Origin of the sequence: Lachnoanaerobaculum sanguinis (genome assembly GCF_033242365.1) — a bacterium.
Taxonomy (GTDB): Bacteria; Bacillota; Clostridia; order Lachnospirales; family Lachnospiraceae; genus Lachnoanaerobaculum; species Lachnoanaerobaculum sanguinis.
The window spans coordinates 1-473 of sequence record NZ_BTHK01000053.1; the positions used below are offsets into that span (position 1 = coordinate 1).

At 33.2% G+C, this 473-nt stretch carries 1 protein-coding gene; it reads left to right on the forward strand.

Going from position 1 to position 473, the window contains the following annotated elements; all coding sequences use genetic code 11:
* Positions 1-297, forward strand: a 297-nt coding sequence (locus SBH76_RS13490; protein ID WP_317978166.1) for a transposase, incomplete at its 5' end; no start/stop codon positions are given.
* Positions 298-473: the final 176 nt, after the last annotated feature.

Consider the following 473-nt stretch of genomic DNA (forward strand, 5'->3'; position numbering starts at 1 on the left):
AAGAATAAAGTAATGAAGATCAATGAAGTATGGGAAGAACTCCGAGAGAAGTCACATGCTAACATACAGAGTGAAAAAGGTATTCTGAAACGACAGATACGCTCTATTCAAACAGAAGGTCATTTTGGAGATATCAAAGAAAATGAAGATTTCCGACGCTTTAACTATCGTACTTCAGATAAGGTATATAAAGAATTTATGCTTTTTGCAATAGGAAGAAATATAAATAAATACCATCGTTTTCTCTACGCAAAACTAAAGAAATTTGAAGGTAAACCACAGGAGAAAACAGCATAGTAAAAAATGCAAAAGCAAAATTTCAGCCAAGGGGGTTTTATGCCCAAAAATAGACAGTATTATAGAAAAGTAAAATATCCTGACAAAGTTACAAAGCCGAAATGCCTTGTATTTGTCAGGATATTTCTATTTTGTTCTGCGGGAAGTAAAATTACTTATTTCCCGACAGTCCCTTT